The following is a 22,537-nucleotide window of genomic DNA, read 5'->3' on the forward strand; positions in this document are numbered from 1 at the left end:
ATCTTACCTAAATTTTATAAAAGGAAAATAATAATGAAAATAGCAGTAATTCAAGGACCAAATCTAAATATGCTTGGAGTTAGAGAACAACATATTTATGGAAATATTACATTAGAGCAAATTCATAACCAATTAGAAAGTGCAGCAAAGCAAAATGGAGTTGAAATTGAGTTTTTTCAATCAAACTTTGAAGGTGAAATAGTAGATAGAATTCAAGAGTGTTTAGGAACAGTTGATGCAATTATGATCAATCCAGCAGCATATTCTCACACTTCAATTGCAATAAGAGATGCTTTAGCAGCTGTTAATATGCCAGTTGTAGAAGTACATATTTCAAATATTTATAAAAGAGAAGAGTTCAGACAAAAATCTATAACAGCAGGTTCAAGTACAGGACTTATCACTGGATTTGGTGGATTTGGATATCACTTAGGATTAATCTCAATAATTCAAATGTTAAATGAATTAAAAGCTTTACAAGAAGCTAGAAATGCTCAAATTCAAGCACAATCAGAAGAAGAAAATAAATAATTTATGAAAATAGTAAGTGCTTCTTATATTTTAACTTTCGACAAAGATTTTAGCATCATCAAAGATGGTGCTATTGTTTTTGATGAAAAAATTATTGAAGTAGCAAGTTTAAATTATATTTTAGAAAAATATCCAAATTGTGAACATACAAAATTGGATGAAAACTCTGTTTTGATGCCAGGATTGATAAACTCACATATTCATTTGGAGTTTAGTGCAAATAAAACTACTTTACAATATGCAAATTTCTACTCATGGTTAAACTCTGTTATAAAGCATAGAGAAAAGCTCATAGAAAAGGCTAAGACATCTTTAATATCTCAAGAATTAAAAAAACTCTTAAAAACTGGAACTACAACTATTGGAGCTATTTCTTCATATTCATTTGATTTGGAAGCTTGTTTAAAATCTCCAATAAATAAGGTGTTTTTTTGTGAAGTTATTGGTTCAAAAGCAGATATGATAGATACTTTATTTGCTGATTTTAAAGCCAGATTAAAAGATGCACAAAAATATAATAGTAAGAATTTTAAAGCAGGAATTGCAATACACTCTCCTTATTCTGTTCATCCATTTTTAGTAAGAGAAGTTTTAAATATTGCAAAAGAACAAAATTTGGCTGTAACTTCGCATTTCATGGAATCAAAAGAGGAAAAAGAGTGGCTAAATAAAGATGAAGGAAGTTTTTTGGAGTTTTTCAAGAACTTTTTAAATCAAGAAAAAGCTACTGGAAAACCACTGGAGTTTTTAAATCTATTTAAAGGTGTTGAAAATCTATCTTTTACTCATTGTGTAGAAGCAGATTTTGAAGAGTTAGAAAAGATAAAATCACTAAATGTAACAATAAATCATTGTGTTACTTCAAATAGATTTTTAAATAATAGTAGATTAAATCTTGAAAATTTAGATGAAATACCTTTTAGTATTGGTACAGATGGACTTAGTTCAAATAACTCTTTGAGTATGTTTGATGAACTACGAGCTTGTTTGAATATACACTATGAAAAAGATATTGTGAAATTTTCTAAAACTTTGTTAAAAAGTGCAACTGTAAATGGTGCAAAAGCTTTAGGATTAAATAAAGGACAATTGGAAAGTGGTTTTGATGCTGATATTATAGGTATTTATTTACCTGATGATATAGAAAATATAGAAGATATTTATATGCACATAATTTTACATACAAAATATGTAAATAGTGTGATAATAGGAGGCGAATATGTTTGAATTTTTTAAAAAGTTGTTTTCTCCAATAATAGCAGTTTTGGATTTTATTACAAAATATTTTAAAACAATAGTTTTTTTAACTATTATTTATGTTCTGTTTTTCAATAATACTGATGAAACATCATCTTCAAATAAAAGTTTTGCTAACTTACAAAAAATAGAGCTAAGTGGCGAAATATTGGATGTTTCAAAAGTTATGGAAAATATAGAAAAAGCAAAAAATGATACAAATATAAAAGGTGTTTTATTAGTAGTTGATAGCCCTGGAGGTGCTGTTGCTCCTTCTGTTGAGATAGCTTATGCTATAAAAGAATTAAAAGAGTTAAAACCAGTAGTTGTATATGCAAGTGGAGTAATAGCTAGTGGAAGTTACTATGCTTCTATTTGGTCAGATAAAATCATAGCAAATCCTGGGAGTATGGTTGGTTCTATTGGAGTTATTATGCAAGGATTTGAGGTGAGTGAGCTTATGGAAAAAATAGGTATTTCAACACAAACTATCAAAGCTGGAAAATATAAAGAGAGTGGAACACCTACAAGAAAGTGGTTTGACTATGAAGAAGAGCAACTAAAAAGTGTGATAAATGCTACATATAATATGTTTATAACTGATGTTGCAAATGCTAGAAATCTTGATATAAAAAACCATACAAGCTTTGCTGATGCTAGAGTTTTTACATCATTTCAAGCAAAAGAAGTAGGGCTTATTGATGAGGTTGCAACTATTAGCTATGCACAAAGTGTTTTAATAGAACTAGCAAAAGTTGAAAAACCTGTTTGGAAAAAAGAGGATAAGTTTGAAAAGTTTATGGATAAACTTATGAGTCAAGTTATATCAAAAGTTCTTATGAGTTTTTCTAGCTCTTTGAAAGCTTATTAATATATAATAATTTTTTTATTAAAGGAAAAAGATGAAAGATTTAATTCTTGGAATGGGTGAGAAATTGCTAAATATTTCTGTGTTTATTGGTATTATAATTGTAGTTTTTACTGGTTTAGGAACAATGTTTAATCAAAGTTTTTTTTATGGATTTTTGATAATGCTTATTGGAAGTATTGCAATTGTAATATCAACTTATTTTATATATTTACTAATAGATATTAGAGATAAAAGTACAAAAACAAATGAATTGTTGAGTAAAATAGTAGAAAAAGATAAAAGTTTATAAAAAAGGCGAAGTTTCGCCTTTTAACTTACATCTATCTATTTGTAGATACGATATTGTATGTATCATTTGCTATAACATACTCTTCTTGAGTTGGAATAACAAATATTCTAGCAGTTGAAGCATTTGTAGAGATATCTCTAGCTGAACTTGATCTTCTATTGTTTTTAACTGGATCTATTACAAGTCCCATAGAGTCCAATCCTGCACAAACTTTTTCTCTGATTAATGAAGCATTTTCTCCTATTCCACCAGTAAAACAAAGTGCATCAATACCATCAAGAGCAGCAACATAAGAACCCACATATTTTTTGATAATATAAGCAACCATATCAACAGCTAATCTACATCTATCATCTCCATTTTGCATACCTTCTAAAACTTCTCTTAAATCAGAAGATTTACCAGATATTCCTAATATTCCAGATTTTTTATTCATAACATCTAAAGTTTGATCTATTGTCATATTTTCTTGAGCCATCATATATTGAATAGCACCAGCTCCAACATCTCCTGACCTTGTTCCCATCATTAAACCTTGAATAGGTGTAAGCCCCATAGATGTATCAATACATTTTCCATTTAAAACAGCACTAACAGAAGAACCATTTCCTAAGTGACAAACAATGATTCTACTATTTTGTTTTTTCTCTAACATTCCTCTAGCTTCGTTTGAAACAAAATAGTGGCTAGTTCCATGGAAACCATATTTTCTAATTCCGTGTTTTGTATACATTTCATACGGAAGTGCATACATATAAGCATAATCAGGCATTGTTTGATGGAATGCTGTATCAAATACTCCAACATTTGGTTTTCCAGGCATTAACTCTTGACAAATCTCAATACCTAAAATATTTGCTGGATTGTGTAATGGTGCTAGAGGTGATAATCTTTTCATAGTATCAATTACTTCTGGAGTAATTAAAACTGAACTTGCAAACTCTTCTCCACCATGAACTGTTCTGTGTCCTATTGCTTCAATATCGTTGATTGAATCAATAACTTTCCCTTCCCCCGTAGTTAATGTTGATAATACAGCACTAATAGCCTCTTTATGAGTAGGCATTGGAACATTGATTACAAGTTTTTTACCATCACCATATTCATGTTTTAAAACACCATCAATCCCGATTCTTTCACAAATTCCAGCTGCAAAAACTTTTTTTATAACTGGGTTCATCAATTGATATTTTAACGATGAACTCCCTGCATTTAATACAAAAACTAACATTTTTCTCTCCTTAATTTATAGTTTAATTATTTGATTTGTGTTGCTGTAATAGCTACTAAGTTTGAAATATCTTCAACTGAACAACCTCTTGAAAGGTCATTTACAGGTTTATTTAAACCTTGAATAATAGGTCCATGAGCTTCAGCCCCAGCAAATCTTTGTACAAGTTTATATCCTATATTTCCAGATTGTAAATCAGGGAATACTAAGATATTTGCATATCCTGCTACTTTAGAATTTGGTGCTTTTTTTACACCAACAGATTCAACAATAGCTGCATCAGCTTGTAACTCTCCATCAAATGCAAAATTTACTTTTCTATCTTCTAATATTTTACAAGCATTTGTAACTTTATCAACAAGAGGGTGCGATGCACTACCTTTTGTAGAAAATGATAACATAGCAACTTTTGGCTCTAAACCAACAACACTAGAAGCTGTTGCAGCAGTAGCACTTGCAATATCAGCTAATTGTTCAGCCGTTGGATCTGGAATAACAGCACAATCTGCAAATAGTATTAACCCATTATCTCCAAATTTTCCATCTTTTGTTTCCATAACAAATGTTGAAGATACAGTGTTAATCCCTGGAGCTGTTTTAATAACTTGAATAGCAGCTCTTAAAACATCAGAAGTTGGTGAGTTTGACCCAGCTACCAATCCATCAGCATCTCCTAGTCTTACCATCATACAACCAAAAAATCTTGGTTCATTTAAAATAAGCTCTTTTGCATCTTCTCTTGAAAGATTTTTACTTTTTCTAAGTTCAACTAACTCATCGATATATTTTTCAATATTGTCAAATTTTTTAGGATCAACTATTGTTGCTCCTTCTATATTTGCACCACATTTTGAAGCATCAGCTTTTATAGTTTCAGAATTTCCAATTAGAACTACTTTTGCAGTTTTATCTTGTAAAACTATTTGTGTTGCTTTTAAAACTCTTTCGTCTTCTGATTCTGGAAGAACGATAGTTCTAAGTTGCTTTTTAGCTTTCTCTTTGATTTTATCAATTAAACCCATTTCGTAATTAATCCTTTCTGTTTGAAATTTAGAAAAAATTATAATGAAAAAATATAGCATTAAAGTAGCAATAAAAAGCGAATTTTTAGGGATTTTTTTTAGGTAAAAATTTAGAAAATATAAAATCTAAATCAAAAAGAGCTTATTGAGTAGTTTTTACAACCCAAGCCCTTTTTATTTTATTTAAATTTTACTTTTTAATAAGATTGTAAGTATCTGTTGCTATTACTAGCTCTTCATTTGTTGGAATTACATAGATTTTTGTTTTTGAATTTTTTGTATTTATTTCTCTGTTTCCTTTAGCTCTTGTAGAGTTTTTAGTTTTATCAAGTTCAATTCCCATAAATTCTAAACCTTCACAAACTTTTTCTCTGATTAGGTCAGAGTTTTCTCCAATTCCAGCTGTAAAACAAATAGCATCAACTCCATGCATTAGCCCAGCATAAGAGCATAAATATTTTTTAATTCTTTCACATAGCATTGTAATTGCTACTTGAGATCTTTTATCTCCATCATTTGAAGCTTTTATAACTTCTCTTAGATCCGAACTAACTCCAGAAACTCCTAAAATACCAGACTTTTTATTTAAATAATCAAGAATTTGAGTATGGCTTAATCCTTTTTTCTCCATTAAATATGGAATAACACCAGCATCTATATCTCCACTTCTTGTACCCATTATTAAACCTTCTAATGGAGTCAATCCCATAGAAGTGCTTATAGATTTCCCATTTTCAACAGCACAAACAGATGAACCATTTCCAAGATGGCAAACTATAACTTTGCTATCTTTTTTATTTAAAATTTTTATTGCTTCATTTGAAACATAATAGTGGCTTGTTCCATGGAAACCATATTTTCTTAAATGGTGTTCTGTATAATCTGCATAAGGAACAGCATATAAAAAGTTTTCTATTGGCATTGTTTGGTGAAATGCCGTATCAAATGTTACAACATTTGGAACTTTTGGCATCAATTCTTTACAAATTTTAACACCCATAATATTTGCTGGATTATGAAGTGGCGCTAAAGGTATAAGTTCTTCAATTTTTTGAATAACATCTTCATCAACAATAGCTGAACCTTTAAAATACTCTCCACCATGAACCACTCTATGCCCAATAGCTTGAATTTCTTCAATAGAGTTTATAACTTTTGTTTCATCATTTGTTAATATTCTTAAAACTAACTCGATTGCTTCTTTGTGAGTTGGAATAGGAAGTTCAAAAGTTATCTTTTTATTCTCTCCAATTTCATGTTTTAAAATACCATCAATTCCAATTCTCTCCACTAAACCACTAGCTTTTAACTCATGTGTTTTAGCATTGATTAATTGATATTTTAAAGATGAACTACCTGCATTTAGCACAAATACTAACATATAAAATCCTTTTGTATTAATTTAAACTTAGAATAGACTTAATAAATAATATTAGTCTTTTCAAATGGTATCTTATTAAAACTTAAATGAAATTTTATATTTATTCTGCCCATTCAAAATCAGTTGTAAATACAATTGTAAGCCAAAGATGTGGGTCATCTTTACCCAAATTTTTTTCTATTTCATCTCTTAATAAATCCCATTCTTCTAGCTTTTTGGGAGCCCAACTTTTTGGAACTATAAAATATAATTCTATTTGTCTTCCTCTGCCAACTCTTGCAACATAAGCTCTAAAAGAATCAAAACCATACTTTTCTACGATATTTTTTGCAACTTTATCGACATGAATTTTTAATTCACTAGGAGTTACAAGCAAAATATCTGAAAGCGCTTGTTTTACAGTTTTTAAAGGCATTGGAATTACAAAAATTGATACTACTATAAGTATTAATGGGTCTATAAAAGGTGTAATCCATGAAATTTTAGTATCTTCTATCATATATCCAAAGATAAAAGCAACAAGATAACCAAAAGACATAGATGCGGAGATTAACCAACTTATTGAGTCTAAATTTAAAAATTCAGATTTAATCTCTTTATTTGCTTTTTTTATAAAAAGCCCTAAATTTAATTCAACTACAATAGATATTAAAGTAATAATTATTGCATATTCAAATAGTATTTCTCTACCACCAAGTAAAAGGCTATCTATGGAATTTATAAAAGCATAAGTTGCTGCACCAATAAGAAGCATTCCATTTAAACCTAAAACAATAGGTTCAAGGTGCCAAAATCCCATAGTAAAATGTTTTTCTAATTTATTGTTAATAAAATCTTTAGATGTAGATTTTGTAATCAATCTAGCAACAATTAGTGCTAAAGTAGTCATTACTGCATCGATCATTCCAAAAATACTATCAAATATTATTGCTGATGAACTAGCAATTAGACCAAATACTATGCCCAATATTGCAAGTAAGATAGTTGTAAATATTGATAATCTTAATATTCCATCTTCTGTTTGTAAATTAAGATATTTAAATGACATAGTGTTATTTTACAATATTATATGTATCTTGAGCAATAACTAATTCTTCATTTGTAGGGATAACGAAAATCTTTGTTTTTGAGCCATCTTTACTGATTTCTCTAATTTGATGATTTCTAATTTGATTTTTTTGATTATCTAGTTCTATTCCCATAAATTCTAAATTATGACAAACTTTTTCTCTTACAATATCAGAATTTTCTCCAATTCCAGCAGTAAAACACAAGGCATCAACTCCACCAAGTAAACCAGCATAAGAACACACATATTTTTTTACACGATTACACATCATATCTATTGTAACTTGTGCTCTTTCGTCACCTTCACTTGCGGCACTTATAATTTCTCTTAAATCAGAACTAATCCCAGAAATTCCTAATATGCCTGATTTTTTATTTAAATAATCAATGATTTGGTGAGTGTTCATATTTTTTTTATCCATTAAATATGGAATTATTCCTGGATCAATATCTCCACTTCTTGTTCCCATCATAAGTCCACCAAGAGGAGTTAATCCCATTGTTGTATTGATAGATTTCCCATCTTTTATAGCACAAATTGATGAACCATTTCCCAAATGACAAACTATAATTTTTGAATCTTTTTTATTGTCCAAAAGTTTTATAGCTTGTTGAGAAACAAAATAGTGACTTGTTCCATGGAATCCATATTTTCTTAAATGATGCTCTGAATAATCTTCATGTGGTACTGGAAATAAAAAGTGAACTTCTGGCATTGTTTGATGAAAGGCTGTATCAAACACAGCAACATTTGGAACATTAGGTAACAACTGCATACAAATTTTTATTCCTAAAATATTGGCAGGATTATGCAAAGGAGCAAGAGGAATAGCTTCTTCTATTTTTTTTATAACTTTATGTGTTACAAGAGTAGATTGTTTGAAATATTCTCCACCATGAGCTACTCTATGTCCAATAGCTTCTATTTCATCAATAGAATTTATTATTTTTGTATCACTATGAATTAAAGTTTCTAATATAAGTTCAATAGCTTCTTTATGTGTTGGAATAGAAGCTTCCATTGTTAATTTTCTATTTTCATCAATAACTTGTTTTAATATACCATCAATTCCTATTCTTTCTACTATACCACTCGCTTTTAGTTCACTTGTTTTTGCATCAATTAATTGATACTTTAAAGAAGATGAACCAGCATTTAATACAAATACTAACATTCCTAATAATCCTTTTTTATTTAATGCTATTTTTCAATTTTAAAAATATCATTGCTGTCATCAAAGCATCATTTAATGCATCATGTGTATTAAATGATGGAATTTCAAGTTCCTTTAAAATTGTACTAAACTTCAAATCAATGAAGCCTTGAGGAATTAGTTCAATTTTATAATCATGATACATTTCAGATACTTCATAAGTTTTGTTTGGCAAATTTATACCTAGTTGAGGTTTTAAATATTTGTTTATCATAGAAATATCAAAATTTAGAAAATATCCAACTAAAACTCTATTTTCAATAAATTTTAAAAAATCTAAAATAACATCTTCAATATCACAAGCATGCTCTAAATCACACTCTCTTATATGATGTACCTTTATAGATTCAACACTTAAAGCACAACTTTTTGGTTTTACATATCTTACAAATTTTTTGCTAGATAGTATGGTATTGTCTTTTATAATAACTGCACCAATAGATACTATATCATCAATATTTGGGTTAAGTCCTGTTGTCTCACAATCAAAACATACAAATTCATTTGTATTTGGCTTATCAAATAAAAATGAATAGTTGTTATCTTTTAAGTTTTTTTTATTAAAACTGTTTTTTATTGTTCTAAACATAGTTCAACTTAAAATGAGATTCTAATTTTTTCTTTAATCTATTTACAATTTTAAAAGAGTCTTTTAGCAAGTCTTTTTCCATAATTGAAAGATTGTTTGGATTGATATAGTTATCTATTTTTTCTTTTTTATCTAACTTTTCAAGATTTGACTTTAGTTTTAAATTTGTTAAAAAATTAAATGCCATAATTAACTCTTTTGCACTTTCTTCATCTAAAACTTTTATCTCTTTTAGAGCATTTATTCTTTTGATTGTATTTGTATTTAGTATTTTATTTTCTAAACTTAAAGATCGAATTCCTTGTACAAGTATAAAAATACCACCTCTTTTTATATCTATCTCATTTTTATGTTTTTCATCTTTGCTATTAAATACAAATCCATCAAAAAATCCTAAAGGAACATCAAAACTATTTATAATTTTTGCAAAATTTGAATAAAAACTTTGAGAATTTGAAGAGATTTTAAACATATACTCTTTTAACTCTTTTATCATATATATATTTCCTGAAACACAAAGTGCGTCATAAAATATTGCAATATTCATAAAATTATCACCGCTTGGTTCATTTATCCATTTATAAATTAATTCTTTAAAATCACTCATTCTTCTACACCAATAATTATTTGAAACCATTATATTGCCATCACATCTAGGAAATCCAAATTCTACAAGTGTTTCTGTAAAATGATGTGTAAATTTTTTTAAATTATCTTCAGAAATATCGCAATTATCATCTACTATCAAAGCATTATCTTGGTCAGTTCTAAGTATTTGTTCTGCTCTTCCTTCGCTTCCCATCACGATTAGGCAAGATTTTCCCAATAACTCTTTTGGTGCTAGAAGTTTGTATAGTTTATCAAGTAATTTTTTATTTAGTTGATTTATAAGTTTTGATATAAAATCTATTCTTACACCTTTTGCATTTAATGATTTAATGATTTTTATAAATGAGTGAGAAGCTTCTTTTAACTCTTCTAGTGTTTCGGCATTTATTATTTGATTTGAAACAGCAAAAGTATTTGTTGCAAAAAATGATGATAGAGAGATTTGGTCTAAAATACCAACAATTTTTTCATCATCATTTTTTACAACCACTCTTTTTAAGCCATGTTTAGCCATTTGAAGTTGGGCATTAAATAAAAAATCATCTTCATATATATAAATTAAACCTTTTGATGCAATTTTTACAACATCTTCATCAAAGTTCATACGATTTAAAATGACTTTTTGCCTAAAGTCAGAGTCTGTTACGATATACATTTCTCCATAAGAGTCTTTTAATAAAAGTGTAGGGATTTTCTCTTGTTTTATCACTTTTGCAGCTTCAAAAATCGATGTTTTAGTATCTACAATTACAGCTTTATGAACTTTTGCATCTTTAACTTTTGCAATCATAATATTTGCCATATCTTTATTTTTCTCATGTAAAATATTATTATTTAGTTTATCTGATATTGATTGAAAGAAATAGTTTTCTAACTGCTGATTTGAACGCAAGATATTTATAAAGATATCTTTTTTCAGAGCATAGCAAATTGATTCTTCAATAGCTACAAAACTATTTTTACTAAAATTTTTTATAAGTGAAACTGAATCGAAAATTTCACCTTTAGAGTATATACTTAAAACTTCATCATCATTTTTTTCTTGAATTAAGCCTTTTAAAACAAAATACAAAAATTCTGGATTACTATCTTGAGCTTGTATCGTAGAATTTGCTTTAAAATACATAATATCTAATTCTTCAACTAAATCATCTAGTTCATAGCTTGTTAAATTGTCAAATGGATGTATTGTAGAAATAAATTTTTTTTGTTCTTGCATACTCATAATCTCCCCTTTTAAGTCGTAGTGCAAAATCAAGAAGAAATATCTCTTCTTGATAAGTTTTAGTGAGAAACTGCTCCTGCAGATCCAATTCCTGTGTTTGCTCTTACATTTTGTGCTCTAAATCTAGCTCTTTCTTCTTTAGCTTTTTCAGAGTTATCGATAATAGAAAACAACCAAATTCCTAAAAATGCAACTGTAACAGAGAATAGTGCAGGGTGAGCATAAGGGAATATTGCCTTTTCATTACCTAATATTTGAACCCAAACATTTGGTCCTAAAATTACAAGTGTAACAGCAGTAATTAGTCCCATGAATCCACCAATAAATGCACCTCTTGTTGTTAGTTTACTCCAATAAATTGATAAAAATAGTATAGGAAAGTTTGCCGATGCTGCAATACCAAAAGCAAGTCCAACCATATATGCAATATTTTGTGACTCAAATGCAATACCTAGCGTAACTCCAACTATTCCAACAATTATAACAGTTATTTTTGAAATTTTAACAACTTTTTCATCACTTGCATTTGGATTTATAACATTTGCGTAAATATCATGTGAAATAGCACTAGCTCCTGCTAATGTAAGTCCTGAAACAACAGCTAAAATTGTAGCAAAAGCAACAGCTGAGATAAATCCTAAGAAAGCATTTCCTCCTAGCATATGAGATAAGTGAACAGATGCCATATTACTTCCACCAAATAACGTTCCACCTTGTAAATATGCTACACCATTTGTAAAATATTGTGCTCCAGCGTCACTATTTAAAAATGCTATTGCTCCAAGTCCAACGATAGAGATAATAACCCAAAAATATGCTACAAATCCAGTTGCATAAACAACAGATTTTCTAGCTTCTTTTGCATTTCCCACTGTAAAAAATCTCATTAAAACGTGAGGAAGACCAGCAGTTCCAAGCATTAAAGCCATACCTAAAGAAATAGCTGAAATTGGATCAGATAAAAATCCTCCTGGTTTTAAAATATCCTCGCCCTTAGTATGATTTTCAACAGCTTGAACAGCTAATTCTTCAAAATTAAAGTTAAAGTGCCATAAAACCATAATAGCCATAAATGATACCCCAGATAAAAGTAGTACAGCTTTTATAATTTGTACCCAAGTTGTTGCTAGCATTCCACCAAATGTTACATAGATAATCATTAATGCTCCAACCATAAATACAGCATATTCATAATCCATTCCAAATAAAATTTGTATAAGTTTTCCAGCACCAACCATTTGAGCAATTAGATACAAAATAACAACACTTAAAGAACCAAATGCAGCCAAAGTTCTTATCTCTTTTTGTCCAAGTCTATATGCAGCAATATCTGCAAAAGTAAATTTACCCAAATTTCTTAGTTTTTCTGCCATAAAAAATAAAATTACAGGCCAACCAACTAAAAATGATACAGCATAAATAACTCCATCATAACCATTCATATAAATAAGTCCAGAAACTCCCAAAAATGCAGCTGCACTCATATAATCTCCAGCTATTGCTAAACCATTTTGAAATCCACTTATTCCTCCACCTGCTGTATAAAAATCACTTGCAGATTTTGTCTTCTTTGCTGCCCAATAAGTTATCCCTAATGTTCCAGCAATAAATACTAAAAACATAGCAATTGCAGCTATATTTAGATCTCTTTTCCCTTCAAATGTTGCATCACCTGCTGCAAATATACTTACAGCAAAAATTGATATTAATGTTAATATTTTTAGCATTATAATAAATCCCTTACATCTTTTTTGATTTCATTTGTCAAATCATCAAATTCACCATTTGCTTTTTTAACATAGATTAAAGTTGTCAAAAAACTTATTATAAGTATTGCTAAAGCTATTGGAAATGCTATTGTTGTAACATAACCTTCAGCAACTTTTAAAGAAAATAACTCTTTATTAAAAGCTATTATAGTAATGTAAGAATAGAACATTACTAAAACAAAGATACCTAACTTTAGTGCTAAAGAGTTTCTTTTCTTTAACAATTCTTGGTATTTTGGATTGGCTTCAATTTTATCAACCAATTTATCATTCATACTTATTCTCCAACCTTTTTATTTTTATCTATAAATAAAGATAAATTAGCTGATTATACAAATATAATTGTTTTTTTCTATTTTATAATGTAAAAATTATGTATAAATTTAAATTATTATGTAAAATTGTAACAAAAAATAATATTTTAATTATTATATTTAGTTATAAAATTTAAGTGTTTTTTAAGAAAACTAAAGAGAGATATCTCTCTTTAGTAAAATTTTAGTGTGATACAGCTCCATCAGCACCAATACCAGTTTCAGCTCTAATTCTTTGAGCTTCAAATCCAGACTTGTCTTCTTCTGCTCTAGCTGATTTATCAGTTATAGAGAAGAACCAAATTCCAATAAATGCTGCAAGTATAGAGAATAATGCAGGTTGTGTATATGGGAATATAGCACTTTCAAATCCAAATATATCAACCCATACTGTTTTACTTAATACAACTAAAAGTATAGCAGTGATAAGTCCTAAGAATCCACCAATAAATGCACCTCTTGTTGTTAATTTTGACCAATAGATTGATAAAATTAATATTGGGAAGTTTGCACTTGCTGCAATAGCAAAAGCAAGACCAACCATGAATGCGATATTTTGATTTTCAAATGCAAATCCTAAAAGAATAGCAACTATACCAATAACTAAAACTGTTCTTTTAGAAACTTTCATCTCTTCAGCATCTGTAGCTTGACCTTTTCTAATAACGATTGCATATAAATCATGTGCAATAGAGTTAGAAGCAGCTAGTGTAAGACCAGCAACAACTGCTAGAATAGTAGCAAAAGAAACAGCGGCAATAAATCCTAAGAAAACATCTCCACCAACAGCTTGTGATAAGTGTACAGCAGCCATATTGTTTCCACCAATAATACCTTTAAAGTCAATAACTCCATCTTTAAAGTAAATTGCACCTTCAGGGCTTAGTAAGAAAACAACAGCACCTAAACCAACAACACCGATGATTAAATAGAAATAACCAATAAATGCAGTTGCCCAAACAACAGATTTTCTAGCTTCTCTTGCATTTCCAACTGTAAAGAATCTCATAAGAATATGTGGTAATCCAGCTGTTCCTAACATTAAAGCAAGTCCTAATGATATAGCAGAAACTGGATCAGATACAAATGGACCTGGTTTCAATATAGCTTCACCTTTAGGGTGCATACTAACAGCTTCAGCTGCTAAAGTACCAAATGAGAAACCATAGTGTGAAAGAACCATTATAGCAATAAATGTTACTCCAGATAAAAGTAATACAGCTTTGATGATTTGTACCCAAGTAGTAGCAAGCATACCACCAAATGTTACATAAATAATCATTAATGCACCAACAATTATAACTGACCAAGCATATGGAATATGGAATAATAATTCAATTAATTTTCCAGCTCCAACCATTTGAGCAATTAAATAGAAAGTTACAACTGTTAAAGAACCAAATGCAGCAAGAATTCTTATTTTTTGCTCATCAAGTCTATATGCAGCAATATCTGTAAAGTTAAATTTACCTAAGTTTCTTAATTTTTCAGCCATTAAGAATAGAATAATTGGCCAACCAACTAAGAATCCAATAGCATAAATCATACCATCAAATCCATGTAAAAAAATCATTCCTGAAATACCAAGGAATGAAGCAGCAGACATATAATCTCCAGCAATTGCTAGACCATTTTGGAATCCTGAAATTCCACCACCTGCTGTATAGAAATCTGAAGCAGATTTTGTTTTACTAGCAGCCCATTTTGTAATACCCATAGTTCCTACGATAAATACAAAGAACATTATAACAGCAGGAATATTTACTGCTCCCCCATCAGATGCAAATAATGCTAATGATGATAAACCTAATAAAGATAGTATTTTTAACATTATAGAATATCCTTTACATCATTTTTAATAGACATTTCTAAGTCTTCAAATTCACCATTTGCTCTTAAAACATAAATAAGAGTTGAAACAAATGCAATAACGATAATAGTTGCAGCAATAGGCCATGCAACAGTCATAACTTCACCAACTTTTGTAGCGAAGAACTCTTTATTAAATGCGATAACTAAAACGAAACCGTAATAAACTACCAAAATAAAGATTGCTAATTTAATAGCAAAAGAACTTCTTTTTGAAATAAGCTCTTTGTATTTAGGATTATTTTTAATCCTTTCTACCAATTCTTTGTTCATTTTTTCTCCTAAAATAAGATTCATTGAAATAGTAAAATATCTTAGTTGCAAAAGCATAGCATTTAAAAAAATATTGAAAAAAAATATTTAGAAAGTGAAGAAATACCAGAAAATGGTATTTCTATAGCTTATTTTTTTGAGAATTGTTTTGTTTTTGAATTTCTTTTAGTTTTAAAAATATCATAGAAGTCATAATTGCATCATTTAAAGCATCATGTTTTCCTAAAACTGGAATATCAAGGAACTTCATAATAGTGTCAAATTTTAAGTCTATAAAACCATAGTTTTCAGTTGATTTTCTAATATCATAATACATTCCTGATACTTCAATCGCTTCATTTGGAAGTTTTATTCCGATTAATTGTTTTGTATATTTAGAAATTATTGACATATCAAACTCTATATAGTATCCAACAATTGGACGAGAACCAATAAATTCTAAAAGTTTGTAAATAGCATCATCTGGCTCAATAGCATTTTGTAAGTCAATCTCTCTTAATAAATGGACTTTTATTGATTCTGGATTTATATTTTTTGATGGTTTCAAGAAAATATTAAATGTCTTTCTCATTAAAACTTTATTTTCTTTAATTAAAACTGCACCAATAGATAAAATTTCATCTTTTTTAGGATTTAGACCTGTTGTTTCGCAATCCAAACTTATAAATTCTCCATAAGGAGCCTCGTCAAAGAGAAAATCATACTTTTTATCTAAAAGCTTTTTTCTTTGCCATTTTCTAATTAAATTTTTAAACATACTAGAAAATCTTATTTAAATTAAATCTATATGTTATGAAATTTTTAAATTCATTTACAATTTTAAAAGACTCTTTTAGTAAATCTCTTTCTATTTTCCCTAACTCTTCTATATCTATTTCATTTGATATAGGTTTATTTTGTTGTAGAAGATCTAGTTGATTTTTTAATCTTAAGGTATTTACTATCTCAAAAGCTTCTATTAATTCTGCAGCTTTGTCTTTTTCTAAAATATTTTTTTGTTCAAGAATTTTTATTCTTTTTACAGTTGTAGTTTCTTTGATTTTTTCTCTTAAACTCAAACTTCGTATTCCTTGGACTATTGGAAATATTGCAGCCTTTTTTATATTTATAAGGTTGTTTTTCCCCATAAAACTAGATATTGTCGTAGGTGTTTCAAAGGCTGTTGTTGATTTTGCAAAATATGCCATAAAAATATCATTTTGAATCTTTGATGATAAAAATTCTTTTAATTCAATTAAAAGATTTTTATCTCCTGCAACTGCAAAGGCATCTACAAATATAGCCAAATCCAAAAAGTTCTTCATATCTTGAGTGTTATTTAGCCATTTTATAATAGTAGATTTAAAATCACTAAAAGATTTGCACCAATATGGATTCGAAACCATTATATTTCCATCACAAGGTGGGTAACCTAAAAATATTAAGCTATCTGTAATTTGTTGCATATAAGGTCTATATTGTTCAACATCTATACCATCTTTTACAATTAGTCCATTATCTTGGTCTGTTTTTACTATTTGTTCATTTCTTCCTTCACTTCCCATAACGAATAGACAAGCATCTTTTTGTAAGTTTTCAGGAAGTATTAAAGAAAAAATCTTTTGATAAACTTTAGTATTTAATTGACCTATAAGATTTGAGATATGATGTATTTTTACACCTTTTGCTTGTAAGCTTAGTATAATATCTATAAAATCTTTGCTGGCATCTTTTAAATCTTCTATATTTTTTGCATTTTTTATCTTTGATTCTATTACGTATGTATGATTTGCGAAGTGTGATAATATATCTATTTGCTCTAATACTCCTATCATTTCACCATTGCTATTTGTAACTCCAACTCTTTTTATATTTTTTTTAACTAAAATTGTAAGTGCTTCAAATAAATAATCGTCATCTCTTATAGTTAGAAGTGGAAAAATAGCTATATCTTTTACAGGTATTGATAGATCTCGTCCTTGAAGTAGCACTTTTACTTTAAGTAAAGAATCTGTGATGATTCCATACTCTTTTGTATTTGATTGAACGATTATAGTTGATGTTTTATATTGCATTGATTTATCAATTGCATCTATTAATTTTGTATTTTCATCAACAAGACAAGCTTCGTGAATTAGAGTATCTTCAACTTTTGCAATCATAAAAGATGATAGTTGTGAAGTGTACTCTTTGTCTTTTAGAGTTTGGATTTTATTTACTAAGTCCTTTAAGAAAAAATCTTTAAAATCCTGATTTTTTTCTATTAAAGATAAAAAAGCTTTTTTGTCTATTTCATAACATATAAGTTCTTCATGAACTTTAAAAGTATGTTCACATTGTCCATAAATTAAAGAGTTTGAATCAAAAGTGTCTTCACTTTGATAATCCATAACTACAATATTTTCTTTAGAATACTCATAAACTGACCCTTTTATAATTATAAAAAAGTAATTAGGTATTTTTTCAGGTGCTATTAATATAGTATCTTTGGGATAATACGCTATATCCATATGTTGTACACACATAGCCATTTGGCTAGGTGATAAAACTTCAAATGGATGTATTTTTGATAAAAAACTCTCTTGATCTTGAATGCTCATCTTTACTCCTTGTGTATTGGTTATGTAAGCCTAATAAAATCAACAAATTCATCAATATCTTTTGGTGGTTTTGATGTGAATTTTGAAACAATTATTGTAACAATAAAGTTAAAAATAGCTCCTAAAAATCCTATTCCTTCAACTCTTATATTAAAAATAAAGTTTTCATTCATATATAAATAAATAATACTATAAATTAAAGTAAATATTAATCCTGTTAATATACCAAAAATAGCACCTTGTTTATTTGTTTTTTTATAAAATATTCCTAAAAATAAAGTAGGAAATATTGTAGCTGCACAAATAGTGAATGCAACAGCTACTGTTTGTAAAATAGTAAAATTTGGAATATAAAATAAAGTTGCTAAAACTATAATTATGATGATTATAAGTTTAGAGAGTAAAACTTTATTTATTTTGTTTATTTTTAGACTTTGTTCTAATAATTCGTATGATATTGTTGTTTTTATAAGTAAAATTAGCCCAGTTATAGTAGACAATGTTGCAGCTAAAGCTCCAGCTAATACTAAGGCTATAATCCAATTTGGAAGGTTTGCAATCTCTGTATTTAAAAGTGCTATTGCATCTGGATTGATATTTAATTCTCCAAAGTTATTTTCACCACTTTTTAAATCTATAATTCCATTTTGATTGTTGTCTTCAAATTTTACTAATCCTATGTTTTGCCAAATAGTTAGCCATTTCCCGCTATTTATTTTATTATCTTGGGTTTTTATTTCATCATTTATAAAAGCTTCATATTCTATGTTATTAGTATTCTCTACAATATTTAGAGTTGAAATAGCAAAAATAGAAAGCATTGATGTATAAATAACAGATATAAAAACTAATGCCCAAAATGCAGATTTTCTAGCAGATTTTACTGTTGGGTTTGAGAAAAATTTAATTATAATATGTGGCAAGCAAGCAACACCTAGTATTAAAGACATAGTAATTAAAACAGTATTTAATAAGTTTAAATCAGAATTTGGTATAAACCCTAAATCATCTAAAACTTGCTCGAAGGCTAGTAAAAGATGAGTTCCTTCTTGAACAGTATTAGAAAGAGCAAAAGATGTTTTTGAGAAAATTGCTAATTGAGGTAAAAATGTTGTTGTAAATTGAATAGTTAAAAATATAGCTGGAGTCATAAATGCGAATAAAATAATGATATATTGTGCAATTTGTGCATAAGCCATATTTCTCATTCCTCCAATAAATGCATAAATTAAAGTTATACACATACCCAATAATAAACCAGTTGTTAAATCAAGTTGAAAAATTCTTGAAAATATTATTCCAACACCTTTTAATTGTGCTGAAATATATATAAAAGATATCAAAACTACTATAAAAATAGATATTACTTTTATAGATTTTGAGTAGTACCTTTTTTCAAAAAAACTTGGAATCGATAGAAATTGTGCCTTGTGTAAATATGGAATAATAAGAGTTGAAAGTAAAACAAAACCACCAATTAAACCTATAATGTAGGCTATACTTCCATATCCATAACTTAAAAAAGCACCGCTTAAAGATATAAAAGTAACAGCACTTATAAAGTCAACTGCAATAGAAGCTCCTCCAAAAATAGGATGAAAAGTATTTTTAGCAATATAAAAATCCTTTGTAGAAGTAGCTCTTGTCCATAAAGCTAAACCAAAGTATATTGTAAATGATACACCTACAAATAAATATATTAGAGATTGTAGTTCCATTTATTTTAAAATCTCATATTTTTTCTCAATTTGAGATATTTTTTTATTATAAATGTATAGTGTAAAAATAGAGAAATAAATAGTTAATTGACCACTTATAAAATATCCTAGTTTTGTACCAAGAATTTCTATTTGATTAAAAAAATCTATGAAAATTATCCCAAAAATTATAGAGAATATAAAAAATGGTATAACTAGATTCAAAATTAATATAATATTATCTTTAAAAAAGGATTTTTCTAATTCTTGATTGCACATAACTGTCCTTATAAAATTAGGGAATTATAGTTATGAATAGTAGCAAAAACATAGCAAAAAGCTAAGTTTTATGTTTATACTGAGTAGTATCTATCGATTTTGTAGCCAAGACCACGAATATTTTTTATAAAATCTTCTTTTAAGGCTTTTTTTAATCTTGAGATTTCAGCTCTTATTGTTGGGTTATCTATATTTTCAGCATCCCAAACATCAACTCTAAATCTTTCAAAATCTACAATCATATTTATATTTAGGGCTAAAATATGTATTATTTCAAGTTGTTTCTTTGTAAGATTTTGTGGTTCACCATTAAAATATAGAGTTTGTTTATCTTTTGAATAAGAGTAATTTTCAGAAAATCTAATATGAGAAGTATTGTTTTGTTCTTTTTTTAGAATTTGATTTATTTTTATACCCAATTCTCCTAAATGAAAAGGTTTTTTTATATACTCTCTACAACCCAATTCGTAGGCTTTAGTTATATCTTCTATATCAATTTGAGCAGATATAAAAATAGTTGGAATATGAATTTTCTTATGATTTAACTCATTTAAAAGCTCAAATCCATCAATTGTTGGAACATTTACATCTAAAATAAGTAAATCATATCCATTGGAAATATTATCTAAAGCATCTTTTCCATCTAAAAAATTTTCTACCATATGACCTATATTTCTTAAATATTCGCAAATAGCAGTATTTAACATTAATTCATCTTCAAGAAGTAGTATTTTCATTTATTTTAAACCTATAAGTAAATTTTGTCTCTTTTTTATCTGATAATATAGATATTGTAACGAAATTCTTATCACAAATTTCTTTTACAATTTTTAAACCTAATCCAAATCCTCCTCGAGAAGAATTTTCTCTATAAAAATCTTCAAAAATTCTATCAACATCATCAATACTTTTTGAGTTTGTAGTTACACTAAATTCTATATTTTCATCATCTATATAAAAAAGTTTTATGAAAATTGCAGATGTACTAAAAGAATATTTTACAGCATTAGATAAATTATTATCTATTACCCTTTGAAGTTCAGTTGAATTAAATTTGATATATACATCATCTTCAATATTTTTTATAAAATATAGTGAATTTGATTTGACAATTTCATCAAAAAATTCTAATCTTCCTTTTAGAATATCAGAAAAGTTTAAATATTCTTTTTCATAAATTACTCTATCTTTTTTGATTAAATAAGATAAATCATCATATATATATTGAATTATTTTTGAACCTGATTCTATATTTGTAATATAATTATTCTCTGGAACTTTCATTTTAAGTAGATCAATGTTTGTTCTTATAATAGCTAATGGTGTATTTATTTCATGAACAGAATTCTTTATAAATTGCTTTTGTGATTCAACTAAATTTGAAAGTTCTTTTGTTTTTTCATTAACCTTAAATTCTAAATTTTTATTTAATTCTTCAAGCATAGTAGTTTTTAGTTTCATATTTGTCATGGCATCATTTGCATAGTTTGCTATGACTTTGAATTCACCAAAAATAATTCTATTTTGATTTATTGGATTACTATTTTCCTCTGATTCTTTAAAATATTTTCCAATTTCTTGAACATCTTTTACTATTAATATGGTTGCATTTTTATATATAAATATTGAATATAAAATAAGTAAGATTGTTAAAGATGTAATTTGTAAAGTATAGTTAGATATTTTTTTATTATATTCTTCTTCTTTTTGTTTTATTAATCTATCTATTTCATCAAGATATACACCTTTGCCTATTATCCAATTCCATTTATCGTAAGATTTTACAAATGATAGTTTATTTTTTTCTTTGTGTATTTCTGGCTTTGACCAAAAATAATTGACAAAACCACCATCAACATTTTTAGAAGCTTCTATTAATTCTAAAAGAACTTTTTTACCATTAAAATCTTCGAAATCTGAAAAATTCTTTCCAATATTTGTTTTATCTATCGTGGCATTGTATATTAAAGTTGCATTAGCATCATAAATAAATATATATTCGTTTGGATCAGGGCTTATGGAAATTTTTTCTAAAGCTTTTAAAATATCTTTTTTTATTTCATCATCTGATTTTTTATACTTATTCTCTTCATAATAGTAGTCGATAAATTTTAAAATATAATTTACATAGTTTTTTAATAAGTCTTTTTGATTATTTGTATAGTCAACTTTTAAAGTATGGACCTTTTCTTGTAGTTCATCATGAGCATTACTAATAATAATAAATGTAAAAAAGGAGATTAAAATAACTATAAAAAATATACTGTATACAATTAAGTGATAAAGACTTTTTGCTTTTAACATTTGCAACCTTATGTAAATAAAGTGTAATGATAACTAGATTTTAATAATAAAGAGTTAAATTTATTTAAGTGGCGCGGCCGACGAGACTCGAACTCGCGACCTCCTGCGTGACAGGCAGGCATTCTAACCAACTAAACTACGGCCGCACCTAAATAAACAATGGTGGTCGATATAAGACTCGAACTTA

The 22,537-nt window shown here is 27.7% G+C and carries 21 protein-coding genes and 1 tRNA gene; 4 read left to right on the forward strand and 18 right to left on the reverse strand.

Features of this window, described 5'->3' with window-relative positions; genetic code table 11:
* The first annotated feature begins 33 nt into the window (after positions 1-33).
* Genes aroQ through CRU91_RS04135 form a run of 4 tightly spaced genes read left to right on the forward strand, consistent with a single transcriptional unit; the run spans position 34 to position 2,927 of the window.
* Positions 34-531 carry a type II 3-dehydroquinate dehydratase gene (gene aroQ, locus CRU91_RS04120; RefSeq protein ID WP_113893677.1) on the forward strand — a complete coding sequence of 166 codons (498 nt, stop codon included), beginning with the start codon at positions 34-36 and terminating at the stop codon, positions 529-531.
* Between the two features lie 3 nt (positions 532-534).
* Positions 535-1,758 carry an aminofutalosine deaminase family hydrolase gene (gene mqnF / locus CRU91_RS04125; protein WP_113893679.1) on the forward strand — a complete coding sequence of 408 codons (1,224 nt, stop codon included), beginning with the start codon at positions 535-537 and terminating at the stop codon, positions 1,756-1,758.
* The gene (gene sppA, locus CRU91_RS04130; RefSeq protein ID WP_113893681.1) at positions 1,751-2,638 is read left to right on the forward strand and encodes a signal peptide peptidase SppA; all 888 of its coding nucleotides are present in this window, start codon (positions 1,751-1,753) and stop codon (positions 2,636-2,638) included. Before mqnF ends, sppA begins: the two co-directional genes overlap by 8 nt.
* Before the next feature lie 31 nt (positions 2,639-2,669).
* A complete protein-coding gene (locus CRU91_RS04135; RefSeq protein WP_113893683.1) occupies positions 2,670-2,927 on the forward strand; it encodes a hypothetical protein in 258 nt (85 codons plus the stop codon).
* Between the two features lie 31 nt (positions 2,928-2,958).
* Here the strand turns inward: CRU91_RS04135 and CRU91_RS04140 are convergent, their stop codons facing one another.
* From CRU91_RS04140 to CRU91_RS04225, 18 genes are all read right to left on the reverse strand, one after another.
* Positions 2,959-4,158, reverse strand: a complete 1,200-nt coding sequence (locus CRU91_RS04140; RefSeq protein ID WP_113893685.1) for an acetate/propionate family kinase — start codon at positions 4,156-4,158, stop codon at positions 2,959-2,961.
* A gap of 26 nt (positions 4,159-4,184) precedes the next feature.
* On the reverse strand, positions 4,185-5,180 hold the full coding sequence (gene pta / locus CRU91_RS04145) for a phosphate acetyltransferase (protein ID WP_113893687.1): 996 nt from the start codon (positions 5,178-5,180) through the stop codon (positions 4,185-4,187).
* Between the two features lie 190 nt (positions 5,181-5,370).
* Complete coding sequence (locus CRU91_RS04150; protein WP_113893689.1) at positions 5,371-6,561, reverse strand: acetate kinase; 1,191 nt, start codon at positions 6,559-6,561, stop codon at positions 5,371-5,373.
* Between the two features lie 100 nt (positions 6,562-6,661).
* Positions 6,662-7,609, reverse strand: coding sequence for a cation diffusion facilitator family transporter (locus CRU91_RS04155; protein ID WP_113893691.1), 948 nt, complete (start codon positions 7,607-7,609; stop codon positions 6,662-6,664).
* Positions 7,610-7,613: 4 nt separating this feature from the next.
* Positions 7,614-8,804 carry an acetate/propionate family kinase gene (locus tag CRU91_RS04160; protein ID WP_113893693.1) on the reverse strand — a complete coding sequence of 397 codons (1,191 nt, stop codon included), beginning with the start codon at positions 8,802-8,804 and terminating at the stop codon, positions 7,614-7,616.
* A gap of 16 nt (positions 8,805-8,820) precedes the next feature.
* Entirely contained in the window at positions 8,821-9,432 is a 612-nt protein-coding gene (locus CRU91_RS04165) for a 3'-5' exonuclease (protein WP_113893695.1), read from the reverse strand.
* A complete protein-coding gene (locus tag CRU91_RS04170) occupies positions 9,425-11,266 on the reverse strand; it encodes a putative nucleotidyltransferase substrate binding domain-containing protein (RefSeq protein ID WP_113893698.1) in 1,842 nt (613 codons plus the stop codon). Before CRU91_RS04170 ends, CRU91_RS04165 begins: the two co-directional genes overlap by 8 nt.
* Positions 11,267-11,325: 59 nt before the next feature.
* Complete coding sequence (locus CRU91_RS04175; protein WP_113893700.1) at positions 11,326-12,993, reverse strand: cation acetate symporter; 1,668 nt, start codon at positions 12,991-12,993, stop codon at positions 11,326-11,328.
* Positions 12,993-13,310, reverse strand: a complete 318-nt coding sequence (locus CRU91_RS04180) for a DUF485 domain-containing protein (protein ID WP_113893702.1) — start codon at positions 13,308-13,310, stop codon at positions 12,993-12,995. Before CRU91_RS04180 ends, CRU91_RS04175 begins: the two co-directional genes overlap by 1 nt.
* A 223-nt stretch (positions 13,311-13,533) precedes the next feature.
* Positions 13,534-15,180: a cation acetate symporter gene (locus CRU91_RS04185; protein ID WP_113893704.1), complete on the reverse strand. Its 1,647-nt coding sequence runs from the start codon at positions 15,178-15,180 to the stop codon at positions 13,534-13,536.
* Positions 15,180-15,491 (reverse strand): DUF485 domain-containing protein, encoded by a 312-nt coding sequence (locus CRU91_RS04190; protein WP_235826945.1) that lies wholly within the window; start codon positions 15,489-15,491, stop codon positions 15,180-15,182. Before CRU91_RS04190 ends, CRU91_RS04185 begins: the two co-directional genes overlap by 1 nt.
* A 121-nt stretch (positions 15,492-15,612) precedes the next feature.
* A complete protein-coding gene (locus CRU91_RS04195) occupies positions 15,613-16,248 on the reverse strand; it encodes a 3'-5' exonuclease (RefSeq protein ID WP_113893708.1) in 636 nt (211 codons plus the stop codon).
* 1 nt (position 16,249) lies between these two features.
* On the reverse strand, positions 16,250-18,070 hold the full coding sequence (locus CRU91_RS04200; protein WP_113893710.1) for a DUF294 nucleotidyltransferase-like domain-containing protein: 1,821 nt from the start codon (positions 18,068-18,070) through the stop codon (positions 16,250-16,252).
* A gap of 20 nt (positions 18,071-18,090) precedes the next feature.
* Entirely contained in the window at positions 18,091-19,788 is a 1,698-nt protein-coding gene (locus tag CRU91_RS04205; RefSeq protein ID WP_113893712.1) for a VC_2705 family sodium/solute symporter, read from the reverse strand.
* Positions 19,789-20,046, reverse strand: a complete 258-nt coding sequence (locus CRU91_RS12535; protein ID WP_113893714.1) for a sodium/substrate symporter small subunit — start codon at positions 20,044-20,046, stop codon at positions 19,789-19,791.
* A 74-nt stretch (positions 20,047-20,120) separates the two neighbouring features.
* A complete protein-coding gene (locus CRU91_RS04215) occupies positions 20,121-20,783 on the reverse strand; it encodes a response regulator transcription factor (RefSeq protein ID WP_113893716.1) in 663 nt (220 codons plus the stop codon).
* On the reverse strand, positions 20,764-22,350 hold the full coding sequence (locus tag CRU91_RS04220) for a sensor histidine kinase (RefSeq protein WP_113893718.1): 1,587 nt from the start codon (positions 22,348-22,350) through the stop codon (positions 20,764-20,766). The genes CRU91_RS04215 and CRU91_RS04220 overlap by 20 nt, the downstream gene beginning before the upstream one ends.
* Before the next feature lie 69 nt (positions 22,351-22,419).
* Positions 22,420-22,496, reverse strand: a tRNA-Asp gene (locus CRU91_RS04225).
* Positions 22,497-22,537: the final 41 nt, after the last annotated feature.

The sequence above is a fragment of the Aliarcobacter vitoriensis genome, assembly GCF_003316695.1.
GTDB classification, from domain to species: Bacteria; Campylobacterota; Campylobacteria; order Campylobacterales; family Arcobacteraceae; genus Aliarcobacter; species Aliarcobacter vitoriensis.

Excerpts from the sequence above, each read along its gene's own strand:
- CRU91_RS04140 (WP_113893685.1), bottom strand. The coding sequence starts at position 4,158 with ATGTTAGTTTTTGTATTAAATGCAGGGAGTTCATCGTTAAAATATCAA.
- CRU91_RS04190 (WP_235826945.1), bottom strand. The coding sequence starts at position 15,491 with ATGAACAAAGAATTGGTAGAAAGGATTAAAAATAATCCTAAATACAAA.
- sppA (WP_113893681.1), top strand. The coding sequence starts at position 1,751 with ATGTTTGAATTTTTTAAAAAGTTGTTTTCTCCAATAATAGCAGTTTTG.
- CRU91_RS04165 (WP_113893695.1), bottom strand. The coding sequence starts at position 9,432 with ATGTTTAGAACAATAAAAAACAGTTTTAATAAAAAAAACTTAAAAGAT.
- CRU91_RS04170 (WP_113893698.1), bottom strand. The coding sequence starts at position 11,266 with ATGAGTATGCAAGAACAAAAAAAATTTATTTCTACAATACATCCATTT.
- mqnF (WP_113893679.1), top strand. The coding sequence starts at position 535 with ATGAAAATAGTAAGTGCTTCTTATATTTTAACTTTCGACAAAGATTTT.
- CRU91_RS12535 (WP_113893714.1), bottom strand. The coding sequence starts at position 20,046 with ATGTGCAATCAAGAATTAGAAAAATCCTTTTTTAAAGATAATATTATA.
- CRU91_RS04155 (WP_113893691.1), bottom strand. The coding sequence starts at position 7,609 with ATGTCATTTAAATATCTTAATTTACAAACAGAAGATGGAATATTAAGA.
- CRU91_RS04175 (WP_113893700.1), bottom strand. The coding sequence starts at position 12,993 with ATGCTAAAAATATTAACATTAATATCAATTTTTGCTGTAAGTATATTT.
- CRU91_RS04200 (WP_113893710.1), bottom strand. The coding sequence starts at position 18,070 with ATGAGCATTCAAGATCAAGAGAGTTTTTTATCAAAAATACATCCATTT.
- CRU91_RS04185 (WP_113893704.1), bottom strand. The coding sequence starts at position 15,180 with ATGTTAAAAATACTATCTTTATTAGGTTTATCATCATTAGCATTATTT.
- CRU91_RS04215 (WP_113893716.1), bottom strand. The coding sequence starts at position 20,783 with ATGAAAATACTACTTCTTGAAGATGAATTAATGTTAAATACTGCTATT.
- CRU91_RS04180 (WP_113893702.1), bottom strand. The coding sequence starts at position 13,310 with ATGAATGATAAATTGGTTGATAAAATTGAAGCCAATCCAAAATACCAA.
- CRU91_RS04150 (WP_113893689.1), bottom strand. The coding sequence starts at position 6,561 with ATGTTAGTATTTGTGCTAAATGCAGGTAGTTCATCTTTAAAATATCAA.
- CRU91_RS04220 (WP_113893718.1), bottom strand. The coding sequence starts at position 22,350 with ATGTTAAAAGCAAAAAGTCTTTATCACTTAATTGTATACAGTATATTT.
- CRU91_RS04205 (WP_113893712.1), bottom strand. The coding sequence starts at position 19,788 with ATGGAACTACAATCTCTAATATATTTATTTGTAGGTGTATCATTTACA.
- pta (WP_113893687.1), bottom strand. The coding sequence starts at position 5,180 with ATGGGTTTAATTGATAAAATCAAAGAGAAAGCTAAAAAGCAACTTAGA.
- CRU91_RS04135 (WP_113893683.1), top strand. The coding sequence starts at position 2,670 with ATGAAAGATTTAATTCTTGGAATGGGTGAGAAATTGCTAAATATTTCT.
- aroQ (WP_113893677.1), top strand. The coding sequence starts at position 34 with ATGAAAATAGCAGTAATTCAAGGACCAAATCTAAATATGCTTGGAGTT.
- CRU91_RS04195 (WP_113893708.1), bottom strand. The coding sequence starts at position 16,248 with ATGTTTAAAAATTTAATTAGAAAATGGCAAAGAAAAAAGCTTTTAGAT.
- CRU91_RS04160 (WP_113893693.1), bottom strand. The coding sequence starts at position 8,804 with ATGTTAGTATTTGTATTAAATGCTGGTTCATCTTCTTTAAAGTATCAA.